This is a genomic window from Pseudomonas persica, assembly GCF_900291015.1.
Taxonomy (GTDB): Bacteria; Pseudomonadota; Gammaproteobacteria; order Pseudomonadales; family Pseudomonadaceae; genus Aquipseudomonas.
This window is the reverse complement of sequence record NZ_OLKL01000014.1, coordinates 206,300-218,949: the sequence shown is the minus strand read 5'-3', so window position 1 is coordinate 218,949 and position 12,650 is coordinate 206,300. Positions and strand designations below refer to the sequence as shown.

The 12,650-nt window shown below is 63.5% G+C and carries 9 protein-coding genes; 5 read left to right on the top strand and 4 right to left on the bottom strand.

Annotation, left to right across the window (positions count from 1 at the left end):
- Nucleotides 1–160 precede the first annotated feature (160 nt).
- Together FQ664_RS07745 and FQ664_RS07740 are read right to left on the bottom strand one after the other, a co-directional pair.
- A complete protein-coding gene (locus tag FQ664_RS07745; RefSeq protein ID WP_144171326.1) occupies nucleotides 161–775 on the bottom strand; it encodes an NAD(P)-dependent oxidoreductase in 615 nt (204 codons plus the stop codon).
- Nucleotides 776–802: 27 nt separating this feature from the next.
- A complete protein-coding gene (locus FQ664_RS07740; protein ID WP_144171324.1) occupies nucleotides 803–1,678 on the bottom strand; it encodes an MBL fold metallo-hydrolase in 876 nt (291 codons plus the stop codon).
- 103 nt (nucleotides 1,679–1,781) lie between these two features.
- Between FQ664_RS07740 and FQ664_RS07735 the strand changes: the two genes are divergently transcribed.
- The gene (locus tag FQ664_RS07735) at nucleotides 1,782–2,687 is read left to right on the top strand and encodes a LysR family transcriptional regulator (RefSeq protein ID WP_144171322.1); all 906 of its coding nucleotides are present in this window, start codon (nucleotides 1,782–1,784) and stop codon (nucleotides 2,685–2,687) included.
- 32 nt (nucleotides 2,688–2,719) lie between these two features.
- On the opposite strand, the gene FQ664_RS07730 is transcribed toward FQ664_RS07735, so the two are convergent.
- A complete protein-coding gene (locus FQ664_RS07730) occupies nucleotides 2,720–3,589 on the bottom strand; it encodes an isocitrate lyase/PEP mutase family protein (protein ID WP_144171320.1) in 870 nt (289 codons plus the stop codon).
- A gap of 439 nt (nucleotides 3,590–4,028) precedes the next feature.
- Between FQ664_RS07730 and FQ664_RS07725 the strand changes: the two genes are divergently transcribed.
- Nucleotides 4,029–5,480 (top strand): MDR family MFS transporter, encoded by a 1,452-nt coding sequence (locus tag FQ664_RS07725; protein WP_144171318.1) that lies wholly within the window; start codon nucleotides 4,029–4,031, stop codon nucleotides 5,478–5,480.
- A gap of 191 nt (nucleotides 5,481–5,671) precedes the next feature.
- On the opposite strand, the gene ttgR is transcribed toward FQ664_RS07725, so the two are convergent.
- Nucleotides 5,672–6,304, bottom strand: a complete 633-nt coding sequence (gene ttgR / locus FQ664_RS07720; protein WP_025340482.1) for an efflux transport transcriptional regulator TtgR — start codon at nucleotides 6,302–6,304, stop codon at nucleotides 5,672–5,674.
- Between the two features lie 258 nt (nucleotides 6,305–6,562).
- On the opposite strand from ttgR, the gene ttgA reads away from it, so the two are divergent.
- The 3 genes from ttgA to FQ664_RS07705 are packed head-to-tail and all read left to right on the top strand — an operon-like array spanning nucleotide 6,563 to nucleotide 12,324.
- Nucleotides 6,563–7,717: a toluene efflux RND transporter periplasmic adaptor subunit TtgA gene (ttgA, locus tag FQ664_RS07715; protein WP_144171316.1), complete on the top strand. Its 1,155-nt coding sequence runs from the start codon at nucleotides 6,563–6,565 to the stop codon at nucleotides 7,715–7,717.
- A gap of 3 nt (nucleotides 7,718–7,720) precedes the next feature.
- Nucleotides 7,721–10,873 carry a multidrug efflux RND transporter permease subunit TtgB gene (gene ttgB, locus FQ664_RS07710; RefSeq protein WP_144171314.1) on the top strand — a complete coding sequence of 1,051 codons (3,153 nt, stop codon included), beginning with the start codon at nucleotides 7,721–7,723 and terminating at the stop codon, nucleotides 10,871–10,873.
- On the top strand, nucleotides 10,870–12,324 hold the full coding sequence (locus tag FQ664_RS07705) for an AdeC/AdeK/OprM family multidrug efflux complex outer membrane factor (RefSeq protein WP_144171312.1): 1,455 nt from the start codon (nucleotides 10,870–10,872) through the stop codon (nucleotides 12,322–12,324). Before ttgB ends, FQ664_RS07705 begins: the two co-directional genes overlap by 4 nt.
- Nucleotides 12,325–12,650: the final 326 nt, after the last annotated feature.

Below are 12,650 nucleotides of genomic sequence, written 5' to 3'. Positions count from 1 at the left end.
TCGCTTGCAAACGATGCATTCTTTATCGGCGCTTTGGTGGAAGAGGTGGGGCGATGTCTCCCACGGTCTGTACTGCTCTGAACAGTCAGAATCGGGCATTTAGTCCCACCACCCCTTCAAGTCTAACCATACAAGCGGGTTTACCCGCGAAAGACGCGACTCAGTATCCGACAGTAAAACGCTGCCGCGAATGTGCCGGCTTTTCCAGCTCATCGAGCATGGCAATCGCGTAATCGGCAAAGGTGATCCAGCTCTTGCCATCGGCGCCGATCAGCAGATGATCCTTGCCCAGCGTGTAATGCCCGCTGCGCTCACCTTCGACGAACTCCGCCGACGGCGACAGGAAGGTCCAGTCCAGGTTCGGCTCCCGTTGCAACACCTCCAGAAAACGCCCCCCGGCAGTGGCCTCGGCCTTGTATGCCTCGGGAAAGTCCGGGCTGTCGATCAGCCGATGCCCCGATGGCAGCAACAGGCTGCCGGCCCCGCCCACCACCAGCAGGCGCCTGACCCCGGCCCGCTTGACCGGCTCGATGATCGCGTGCGGCTCGATGGCCGAGAAATGCGCCGCACTCAGCACCGCATCCACACCCGCGACCGCCGCTTGCAGGGCTGCGCTGTCCTTGGCATCCAGCGCCTTGACGCTCACCCCGTCCCGCCCCTGCAACCGCGACGGGTCGCGGGCGATGGCCAGTACACTGTGGCCACGGCGCAGGGCCTCTTCCAGCAACTGGCTGCCAGCGCGGCCAGTGGCACCGATGATTGCGATCTTGCTCATGGGATACTCTCCATCAATTGAACGGAATTACCACTTCATTTCACCCTTGGCGACCTTGGCCCCCAGCTCCAGCGAGCTTTCATCGGCCAGCCCGGGGTAACGGCGCTTCATCGCCGCGACCAACGCACCGGCGTCTTTCGCCTTGGCGGTCTCGGCATCGAAATCACGAATGTAGTTCGCCGTGAAACGCACGGCCTCCAGCCCTCGGCTGCTGTCCCCCAGGTAGTGCCCGGGGATGACCGTACTCGGCGCCAGCGCGTCGATGTGCGCCAGGGTGCCGAGCCAGTCAGCATGGGATTTGGCCGTTTGCGTGTCGGCCATCCACACATGAATGTTCTCCGACACCACCACGCCACCGACCACCGCCTTGATCGACGGGATCCACACAAAACTGCGCTCAGGTTGCGGGCCGTCCAGGCCGACCACCTCGAGGGCCTGCCCTTCCAGCGTCAGGCGGTTGCCTTCGAGCACCTCTGGCAGCACCAGTCGCGCCGGCTTGTCCGCGCCCATCTGCGGGCCCCAGTAAGCCAGCTTGGCATCCATGGTCTGGCGGATATGGGCAACCGTGGCGGCCGAAGCCAGCACCTTGGCGTCGGGGAAGGCCTTGGTCAGGGTATCCAGGCCGAAGTAGTAGTCCGGGTCGCCATGGCTGATGTAGATGCTGGTCAGCTGCTTGCCACCTGCCCGCAGGCGCTGCACCAGTTGCTCGGCCTGGACCTTGCCGAACTGGGCATCGACGAGGATGGCGTCGTGCTCGCCACTGACGATCACCGAACTGACCGGGAAAATCGCCGCGTGCCCGGGGTTGTACACCTCCAGCCGCAACGGTTCGACAGCCAGCGCCGGGCCGGCCAGGGTCACGCAGGCCAGCAGCAGGCCACGCAAGGGAGTGAAAAAAGACATCGCAAACACCCGTCAGATGAACAATGCCCAACAGCTTAGTTGCCCAATCCGTGACAAAAAATGCGATGCTCGAACATAGTTTGTTTCTGAAATCGGGCAAATCATGGACCGTCTCAACGCCATGCGCGTTTTCGTCACCGTCGTCGACCTGGGCAGCCAGTCGGCGGCAGCGGATCATCTGCAACTGTCCCGACCGGTGGTGTCGCGCTACCTGGCCGCGCTGGAAGACTGGGTTGGCGCACGGCTGATGCAGCGCACCACACGTAAGCTCAGCCTCACCGCCGCCGGCCAGGAAACCCTGCCGCGCTGCCGGCAATTGCTGGAACTGGCCGGCGACCTGCAGGCCGCGGTGCAGCAGCCGGATGACGCGCCCAGGGGTGCGCTGCGCATCAGTGTCAGTACCTCGTTCGGCCAGGCCCAGCTGGTGGATGCTGTGGCCGCCTACGTGCGGCGCTACCCCGGGGTGAAAGTTGAACTGCAGATGCTCGATCGCACGGTCAACCTGGTGGACGAGCGCATCGACCTGGCCATCCGCACCAGCAATGACCTGGACCCCAACCTGATTGCCCGGCGCCTGAGCGTGTGCCGCTCGGCGGTGTGTGCGGCACCGGCCTACCTGCGCGAGCACGGCACGCCACAACGGGTCGAGGAGCTGAGCCGGCATAACTGCCTGACCCATGCCTACTTCGGCCACAGCCTGTGGCATTTCGAGGTGGCCGGCCAGCAGGTCGCCGTGCCGGTAGCGGGGAACATCAGTGCCAACGAGGCGATGACACTGCAGAAGGCGGCGCTGGCCGGCGCAGGTATCGCCATGCTGCCGACCTACCAGGCCGCGGAGGCCCTGCGCCGGGGCGAGCTGGTGCGCCTGCTGCCCGAGGCCAAGCCGCGCGAGCTGAACCTGAATGCGGTGTACACCTCACGCAAGCACATGCCGGCGACCTTGCGCAGCATGCTGGATTTTCTGGTGCAGCGGTTCAAGGACGAACCGGAGTGGGACCAGGGCCTGTAAAGTTCACGTGCTGCACTTGCCGGCGAATCAGGTCACTCCTCGACGCTCATGTATTCCTTGGCCCAGCGGATGTAGTCCTCGGGCTGGGTGTAGGTGTGCGAGAGTTCGGTGGCGCTGAGGTTTTCCGACTTGTTCTGCTGGCCGCGCTGCAGCCGCAGGCAGTCGTAGGTGGCCTTGATCGCGGCAAAGTAGGCCGCGTGACCATCGACCACGATGCGCACCCCCAGGCGCGCCAGGCGCTCGTCGTCGCGCAGGTTCGGGTTGCCGTAGGTCACCAGCATCAGCGGCACTGTCAGGTGCTCGGCAATCTGCTCGAGCTGCTCGAAGTCCTTCACCCCCACCATGCAGATACCGTCGGCTCCGGCCTTCTGGTAGCTCTGGGTACGCACGATGATTTCTTCGGTGGTGAGCACCCCAGCGTTGGTCCGGGCAATGATCGCCAGCGACGAATCGACCCGCGCTTCCAGCGCCGCACGGATCTTGCCGACGCCCTCTTCAACCGGGATCAGGTCGGTGGACTTGCGCCCGAACTGGGCAGGCAGCAGGGTGTCCTCGATGGTCAGCGCAGCCACGCCGGCGCGCTCCAGTTCGATGACCGTGCGCATGACGTTCAGCGCGTTGCCATAGCCGTGGTCGGCGTCAGCCAGCACCGGCAGTTGTGCCACGCGGCCAATACGGGTGGCCTGCTCGACGAATTCGCTGAGGGTAATCAGGGCGAAGTCCGGGGCGGCCAGTACCTGCAACGATGCGACGGAACCACCGAGGATGCCGACCTCGAAGCCCAGGTCTGCGGCAATGCGTGCCGACATCGGGTCGAACACCGATGCGGTGTGATAACAGGAACCTGAAGCGAGCAGCTCGCGGAAGGCAAAACGCAGATCTTGATGGGAAGCCTTGGGCATGATCACTCCGCAAAATAAGTTGAAATTCGAACGGTAACTACCGACCCCTGTAATCGGGTCTACCTGGCCTGTTCCAACCGTCGCCATCTGGGCGGTCATGCTCGACATGCAGGCAGAGGAATAAAAGGTGTGGGAGACAGAAGCGCCAAAACCCTGCGGCATAATGTTGCACCAAGCTGGTGCAAGCCCCGGTTTTCAGCCTCTGTGGCATACCAACGATATCACGCAGCCATGCAGCACTGGATGAATGCGCTAATGCCGATCTTGCATAGGGGATGCAGATAGTACATAGGAAGCTACCTAACTCCGGTTACAATCCGAGGCCCTTTCGCGGGTAAACCCGCGCCTACAGGTACGACGTTACCCTCAAGACCGGCGACGTACCTGTGGGAGTGGGTTCACCCGCGAAGAGGCCGCCACAGACAACCAAGGTATCCCCGTGACCGCCGCCCTCCCCCCCACCACCCTGCGCAACGTGCTCACCGCCCTGATGCTGGCGATCTTCCTCGGCGCCCTGGACCAGACCATCGTCGCCGTCTCGCTGCCGGCGATCTCGGCGCAGTTCAACGATGTCGGCCTGCTGGCCTGGGTCATCTCCGGCTACATGGTGGCGATGACCGTGGCCGTGCCGATCTACGGCAAGCTGGGCGATCTGTATGGGCGACGCCGGATGATCCTCACCGGCATCAGCCTGTTCACCCTGGCCTCGATCGCCTGCGCCGTGGCGCAGGACATGCAGCAACTGGTGCTGGCCCGGGTACTGCAGGGCATTGGCGCGGGCGGCATGGTCTCGGTGAGCCAGGCGATCATCGGCGACTTCGTGCCCCCGCGAGAGCGCGGCCGCTACCAGGGCTACTTCAGCAGCATGTACGCGCTGGCCAGCGTCGCCGGGCCGGTGCTGGGCGGCTGGCTGACCGAATACCTGTCATGGCGTGGGGTGTTCTGGATCAACCTGCCGCTGGGGCTGCTTGCACTGTGGGCGATCCGCCGCGCCCTCGGCGGCATGCCGGCGCAGCGCCGCGAGGCGCAGGTGGACTACCTCGGCGCCGTGCTGCTGACCCTCGGCCTGGGCAGCCTGCTGCTGGGCATTACCCTGGTCGGCCAGGGCCATGCCTGGGCCGACCCGGCCGTGCTGGCCCTGTTCGCCTGCGCAGCGCTGGGCCTGGTGCTGTTCATTGCCCATGAACGCCGCTGCCCGGAGCCACTGCTGCCGCTCGGCCTGTTCGGCAACCGCGTGGCGGTACTGTGCTGGGGCGTGATCTTCTTCGCCAGCTTCCAGTCGATCTCCCTGACCATGCTCATGCCGTTGCGCTACCAGGGCATCACCGGCGCCGGTGCCGACAGCGCTGCCCTGCACCTTCTGCCGTTGGTGATGGGGCTGCCCATGGGGGCCTTCACCGGCGGGCGCATGACCAGCCTGACCGGGCGCTACAAACCGCAGATCCTGGCTGGTGCGCTGCTGATGCCGCTGGCCATTTTCGCCATGGCGCTGACCCCGCCGCAGTCAGCCTTGCTCAGTGCATTGTTCATGCTGCTGACCGGCATTGCCTGCGGGCTGCAATTCCCCACTTCGCTGGTGGGCACGCAAAGCGCGGTGGCCGGCAAGGACATCGGCGTGGCCACCAGCACCACCAACCTGTTCCGCTCGCTGGGCGGGGCCATGGGGGTGGCGTGCATGTCCAGCCTGCTGCTGGCGCTGTTGCACCAGGGCGGGTTCGAGTCGCTGGGTAATCCGTTGCTGGGGAGCCTGAAGGCCGGTGAAGTGGACCTGGTGACCCAAGGGCGGTTGCTGGAGACGTTCCGGCAGCTGTTGATGGGGAGTGCGCTGATTGCACTGCTCGGGCTGCTGGCGGCGGTGGCATTGCCGGATCGGCAACTACGCGGACGCTGAATGTGGGAGCGGGTTCACCCGCGAACACGGGCGAAGCCCGTGCCATCCGCGGCGCCTGATTCGCGGGTAAACCCGCTCCCACAGGGACCGCGCCACGCCTGCAAAACAGGCCCTATGTCGGCCTAACCTGGAAGCATTGATCCCCCCTTGATACAAAGGCGAAACACTCCCTAACAATCCTTAACAAAGTGTCATTTGCGCAGAGCCGGGCTCAAGCGCAGCATATCCAGCCCGGTGTCGACCCATTTTTCGACATCCTTCAACAGATCGACACTGTCAGGCAGCAACAGCCAACGCCCGATCAGGCCATCGACATAGGCAAACATGGCCACCGCCGCGCGCTCGACATCCAGCTCGCCTGGCAACTGGCCCCGGCGCACGGCATTGGCCAACGCCAGGGTGATGCCCTTGTGGCAATCCAGCACCGCACCCTGGCGCTGCTGGCGAATTTCACACATGTCATCGGTGAACTCGCATTTGTGATGCAGGATTTCATTGATACGCCGGGTTCGGGCATCGAGCACCAGCTCGTTGAACACTTGCAGCAACAGCTTGCGCATGCAGCCAAGCGGGTCCACTTCGTCCTCGCTTTCGCTCGCCCGCGCCAGGTGGTCATGGGTTTCATGCAGGCTGTCGAGCAGCGCCTGCACCAACTCGGCCTTGTTGTTGAAGTGCCAGTAGATCGCCCCCCGCGTTACACCCGCCAGTTCGGCGATGTCGGCCAGGGTGGTTCGCGCAACCCCGCGCTTGTAGAAGGCCTTTTCCGCCGCCTCGATGATCTGGGCGCGGGTTTCCTGGGCTTCTTCTTTGGTTCGACGGACCATGGCAGTACAAACCTCATCTGCCCCGAACGCGCGGCGCGTGGGGGAAACACTCCGGGGGCACCTCTGCAGGGTGCCTCGCGGATGAGCTAATCAAGGACTGTGGCAGTACCCGAGTACAACCCAGCGGTATTTACAAACAACCATGAATGTAAGTATATTCCTTAGCAAGCTATTTATCCACCGGATAGCAATTTTTCCAGATCAAGATTCTTCCATTACTCTTGAGCGTCTCCCAGCTCCAGCGACCCGAGGATCCTCATGCAATTCAAGCCAGCCGTTACCGCTCTGGTTTCCGCCGTCGCCCTGGCAACCCTGCTCAGTGGCTGTAAGAAAGAAGAAGCAGCGCCAGCGGCGCAGGCTCCTCAGGTCGGCGTCGTGACCATCCAGCCCCAAGCCTTCACCCTGACCTCGGAATTGCCGGGGCGTACCAGTGCCTACCGCGTCGCCGAAGTGCGCCCGCAGGTCAACGGCATCATCCTCAAGCGCCTGTTCAAGGAAGGCAGTGAGGTCAAGGAAGGCCAGCAGCTCTACCAGATCGACCCTGCCGTATACGAAGCCACCCTGGCCAATGCCCAGGCCAACCTGCAGGCCACCCGCTCGCTGGCCGAGCGCTACAAGCAGCTGATCGACGAACAGGCCGTGTCGAAGCAGGAATACGACGACGCCAATGCCAAACGATTGCAGGCCGAAGCTTCGCTCAAAAGCGCGCAGATCGACCTGCGTTACACCAAGGTGCTGGCACCGATCAGCGGCCGTATCGGTCGTTCTTCGGTCACCGAAGGGGCACTGGTGAACAATGGCCAGAGCAACGCCATGGCCACCATCCAGCAACTCGACCCGATCTACGTCGACGTTACCCAGTCCACCGCCGAGCTGCTCAAGCTGCGCCGTGATCTGGAAAGCGGCCAGTTGCAGAAGGCCGGCGACAACGCGGCCTCGGTGCAACTGGTGCTGGAAGACGGCAGCCTGTTCAAGCAGGAAGGCCGCCTGGAGTTCTCCGAAGTCGCGGTCGACGAGACCACCGGCTCGGTCACCCTGCGCGCGCTGTTCCCCAACCCCGATCACACCCTGCTGCCAGGCATGTTCGTGCATGCGCGGCTCAAGGCCGGGGTCAACGCCAACGCCATCCTGGCCCCGCAACAGGGCGTGACCCGCGACCTGAAAGGCGCGCCGACCGCGCTGGTGGTCAACCAGGAGAACAAGGTCGAACTGCGCCAGCTCAAGGCCAACCGTACCCTGGGCAGCGACTGGCTGATCGAGGAAGGCCTGAACCCGGGTGACCGCCTGATCACCGAAGGGCTGCAGTACGTGCGCCCGGGCGTCGAGGTCAAGGTCAGCGAAGCCACCAACGTCAAGAAGCCGGCCAGCCCTGTTCAGGCCAACGCGGCGAAAGCAGACGCCAAAGCGGAGTAAACCATGTCGAAGTTCTTTATCGATCGCCCGATCTTCGCCTGGGTGATCGCCTTGGTGATCATGCTGGTCGGCGCCTTGTCGATCCTGAAGCTGCCGATCAACCAGTACCCCAGCATCGCGCCGCCGGCCATCGCCATCGCCGTGACCTACCCGGGCGCCTCGGCGCAAACCGTGCAGGACACCGTGGTACAGGTGATCGAGCAGCAGCTCAACGGTATCGACAACCTGCGTTATGTGTCGTCGGAAAGTAACTCCGACGGCAGCATGACCATTACCGCCACCTTCGAGCAGGGCACCAACCCCGACACCGCGCAGGTGCAGGTGCAGAACAAGCTGAACCTGGCCACCCCGCTGCTGCCGCAGGAAGTGCAGCAACAAGGTATCCGCGTCACCAAGGCAGTGAAGAACTTCCTGCTGGTGATCGGCCTGGTGTCCGAAGACGGCAGCATGACCAAGGACGACCTGGCCAACTACATCGTCTCCAACATGCAGGACCCGATCTCGCGTACCGCAGGTGTCGGTGACTTCCAGGTGTTCGGTGCACAGTACGCCATGCGTATCTGGCTCGATCCGGCCAAGCTGAACAAGTTCCAGCTGACCCCGGTCGACGTCAAGACCGCCGTGGCCGCGCAGAACGTGCAGGTGTCCTCCGGCCAGCTCGGCGGCCTGCCGGCCATGCCGGGTACCCAGCTGAACGCCACCATCATCGGCAAGACCCGCCTGCAGACGGCCGAGCAGTTCGAGAAGATCCTGCTCAAGGTCAACAGTGACGGCTCACAAGTGCGTCTGGGTGATGTCGCCCAGGTTGGCCTGGGTGGTGAAAACTACGCCGTCAGCGCCCAGTTCAACGGCAAGCCGGCCTCCGGCCTGGCAGTAAAACTGGCCACCGGTGCCAACGCCCTGGATACCGCCAAGGCCCTGCGCAAGACCATCAGCGACCTGGAACCGTTCTTCCCGCCCGGGGTGAAAGCGGTATTCCCGTATGACACCACCCCGGTGGTCACCGAATCGATCAGTGGCGTTATCCACACCCTGATTGAAGCCGTGGTCCTGGTGTTCCTGGTGATGTACCTGTTCCTGCAGAACTTCCGCGCCACCATCATCACCACCATGACCGTACCGGTGGTGTTGCTGGGTACCTTCGGCATCCTTGCCGCAGCGGGTTTCAGCATCAACACCCTGACCATGTTCGCCATGGTCCTGGCCATCGGTTTGCTGGTGGACGACGCCATCGTCGTGGTGGAGAACGTCGAGCGGGTGATGTCCGAGGAAGGCTTGCCGCCCAAGGAAGCGACCAAGCGCTCGATGGAGCAGATCCAGGGTGCCCTGGTGGGTATCGCCCTGGTACTGTCGGCGGTACTGTTGCCCATGGCGTTCTTCGGTGGCTCCACGGGTGTGATCTACCGGCAGTTCTCCATCACCATCGTCTCGGCCATGGGCCTGTCGGTGCTGGTGGCGCTTATCTTCACCCCGGCCCTGTGCGCCACCATGCTCAAGCCGTTGAAGAAGGGCGAGCACCACGTAGCCAAGCGCGGCTTCTTTGGCTGGTTCAACCGCAACTTCGACCGCAGCGTTACCGGTTACGAGCGCAGCGTGGGCACCATCCTGCGCAACAAGGTACCGTTCCTGCTGGCCTACGCGCTGATCGTGGTCGGCATGATCTGGCTGTTCGCCCGCATCCCTACCGCGTTCCTGCCCGAAGAAGACCAGGGCGTTTTGTTCGCCCAGGTGCAGACCCCGGCCGGCTCCAGTGCCGAGCGTACCCAGGTGGTGGTCGACCAGATGCGTGAGTACCTGCTCAGCGAAGAGGCCGACACCGTGGCTTCGGTGTTCACCGTCAACGGCTTCAACTTTGCCGGCCGCGGCCAGAGCTCGGGTATGGCGTTCATCATGCTCAAGCCGTGGGATGAGCGCTCCAAGGAAAACAGCGTGTTCGCCCTTGCCCAGCGCGCCCAGCAGCACTTCTTCACCTTCCGCGATGCGATGGTGTTCGCCTTTGCCCCGCCTGCGGTGCTCGAACTGGGTAACGCCACCGGCTTCGACGTGTTCCTCCAGGACCGCGGCGGTGTCGGCCATGCCAAGCTGATGGAAGCGCGCAACCAGTTCCTGGCCAAGGCCGCGCAGAGCAAGATCCTCAGCGCCGTGCGCCCGAACGGCCTGAACGACGAGCCGCAGTACCAGCTGAGCATCGATGACGAACGTGCCAGCGCCCTGGGCGTGACCATCGCCGACATCAACAACACCTTGTCGATTGCCCTGGGTGCCAGCTACGTCAACGACTTCATCGACCGTGGCCGGGTCAAGAAGGTGTACATCCAGGGTGAGCCGAACGCGCGGATGAGCCCGGAAGACCTGCAGAAGTGGTACGTGCGCAATGGCGCCGGCGAAATGGTGCCGTTCTCCTCCTTCGCCAAGGGCGAATGGACCTACGGCTCGCCCAAGCTGTCGCGTTACAACGGCGTCGAGGCAATGGAAATCCTCGGTGCACCGGCCCCCGGCTACAGTACCGGTGAAGCCATGGCCGAAGTCGAGCGCATTGCTGGCGAACTGCCAAGCGGCATCGGCTTCTCCTGGACCGGCATGTCCTACGAGGAAAAACTCTCCGGTTCGCAGATGCCGGCGCTGTTCGCCCTCTCGGTACTGTTCGTGTTCCTGTGCCTGGCAGCCCTGTACGAAAGCTGGTCGATCCCGATCGCCGTGGTGCTGGTAGTACCGCTGGGTATCATCGGTGCCCTGATCGCCACCAGCCTGCGCGGGTTGTCCAACGACGTGTACTTCCTGGTCGGCCTGTTGACCACCATCGGCCTGGCGGCGAAAAACGCCATTCTGATCGTCGAGTTCGCCAAGGAACTGCACGAGCAAGGCCGCAGCCTGTACGACGCGGCGATCGAGGCGTGCCGCATGCGTCTGCGCCCGATCATCATGACCTCGCTGGCGTTCATCCTCGGCGTGGTACCGTTGACTATCGCCAGCGGCGCTGGCGCCGGCAGTCAGCACGCCATCGGTACTGGCGTGATCGGCGGCATGATCAGTGCAACCGTGCTGGCTATCTTCTGGGTACCACTGTTCTTCGTCGCAGTGTCGTCACTGTTCGGCAGCAAAGAGCCGGAAAAAGACCTCACCCCTGAAACTCCACGTTATGAGGCTGGGCAATGACCAAGTCTTTGTTGTCCCTGGCAGTAACCGCTTTCATTCTTGGCGGCTGCTCGCTGATCCCTGACTACCAGACCCCGGAATCGCCGGTGGCTGCGCAGTGGCCGCAAGGCCCTGCGTACTCGCCGACGCAAGCGGCGGAGGTTGCCGCCGCCGAACAGGGCTGGCGCCAGTTCTTCCACGACCCGGCACTGCAGCAGCTGATCCAGACCGCGCTGGTCAACAACCGCGACCTGCGCGTTGCCGCGTTGAACATCGACGCCTACCGGGCGCAGTACCGCATCCAGCGCGCCGACCTGTTCCCGGCGGTTTCGGCCACCGGCAGCGGCAGCCGCCAACGGGTGCCGGCAAACATGTCGCAAACCGGCGAGGCAGGTATCAGCAGCCAGTACTCGGCCACCCTCGGCGTCAGCGCCTATGAGCTGGACCTGTTCGGCCGCGTGCGCAGCCTGACCGAGCAAGCCCTGGAAACCTACCTGTCCAGCGAGCAGGCGCGTCGTTCCACGCAGATCAGCCTGGTGGCCAGCGTGGCCAACGCTTACTACACCTGGCAGGCCGACCAGGCGCTGTTCAAGCTGACCGAAGAAACGCTGAAGACCTACGAGGAAAGCTACAACCTCACCCGTCGCAGCAACGAAGTCGGCGTAGCCTCGGCACTCGATGTCAGCCAGGCGCGTACCGCCGTGGAGGGCGCCCGGGTCAAGTACTCGCAGTACCAGCGCCTGGTCGCCCAGGACGTCAACAGCCTGACCGTGCTGCTGGGCACCGGCATTCCCGCCGACCTGGCCAAGCCGCTGGAGCTCAATGCCGACCAGTTGGCCGAAGTACCGGCCGGCCTGCCGTCGGACATCCTCCAGCGTCGCCCGGACATCCAGGAAGCCGAGCACCTGCTCAGGGCTGCCAACGCCAACATTGGCGCGGCCCGCGCAGCGTTCTTCCCGAGCATCAGCCTGACCGCCAATGCCGGCAGCCTGAGCCCCGACATGGGCCACCTGTTCGCGGGCGGCCAGGGTACCTGGCTGTTCCAGCCGCAGATCAATCTGCCGATCTTTAATGCCGGTAGCCTGAAGGCCAGCCTGGACTATTCGAAGATCCAGAAGGACATCAACGTCGCCAAGTACGAAAAGACCATTCAGACTGCCTTCCAGGAAGTCTCCGATGGCCTGGCGGCGCGCAAGACCTTCGAAGAGCAGTTGCAGGCGCAACGCGACCTGGTGCAGGCGAACCAGGACTACTACCGTCTGGCCGAACGCCGCTATCGCATCGGTATCGACAGCAACCTGACCTTCCTCGACGCCCAGCGCAACCTGTTCAGCGCCCAGCAGGCGCTGATCGGCGACCGCTTGTCGCAGCTGACCAGCGAGGTCAACCTGTACAAGGCGCTTGGCGGTGGCTGGTACGAGCAGACCGGGCAGGCCAACCAGCAGGCATCGGTGGAAGCACCGAAGAGCTGATTGAAGCGGCTTGAAGCATCAAGCCCACCCTCGCGGTGGGCTTTTTGTTTGTCGGTTGCCTGTGCAGGCCTCTTCGCGGGTAAACCCGCTCCCACAGGGTTTTGCATAAATGCTGAAGGCTGTGCAGTACCTGTGGGAGCGGGTTTACCCGCGAAGAGGCCAGTACAGGCAAACAATTAACCAACCAGAACATTCCGTTCGATTATCGCCCGCTTCCGTTTGCGGCGAATTGCCTCTCCCCTGCCCTACCCCGCACCATCCTCCCCACGCAACGTTGCCCCGGTTCATCCCGAAAGACCCGCACCTGCAGGCCGCATCCTGCAGCG

Excerpts from the sequence above, each read along its gene's own strand:
- FQ664_RS07745 (WP_144171326.1), bottom strand. The coding sequence starts at position 775 with ATGAGCAAGATCGCAATCATCGGTGCCACTGGCCGCGCTGGCAGCCAG.
- FQ664_RS07740 (WP_144171324.1), bottom strand. The coding sequence starts at position 1,678 with ATGTCTTTTTTCACTCCCTTGCGTGGCCTGCTGCTGGCCTGCGTGACC.
- FQ664_RS07735 (WP_144171322.1), top strand. The coding sequence starts at position 1,782 with ATGGACCGTCTCAACGCCATGCGCGTTTTCGTCACCGTCGTCGACCTG.
- FQ664_RS07730 (WP_144171320.1), bottom strand. The coding sequence starts at position 3,589 with ATGCCCAAGGCTTCCCATCAAGATCTGCGTTTTGCCTTCCGCGAGCTG.
- ttgR (WP_025340482.1), bottom strand. The coding sequence starts at position 6,304 with ATGGTCCGTCGAACCAAAGAAGAAGCCCAGGAAACCCGCGCCCAGATC.
- ttgA (WP_144171316.1), top strand. The coding sequence starts at position 6,563 with ATGCAATTCAAGCCAGCCGTTACCGCTCTGGTTTCCGCCGTCGCCCTG.
- ttgB (WP_144171314.1), top strand. The coding sequence starts at position 7,721 with ATGTCGAAGTTCTTTATCGATCGCCCGATCTTCGCCTGGGTGATCGCC.
- FQ664_RS07705 (WP_144171312.1), top strand. The coding sequence starts at position 10,870 with ATGACCAAGTCTTTGTTGTCCCTGGCAGTAACCGCTTTCATTCTTGGC.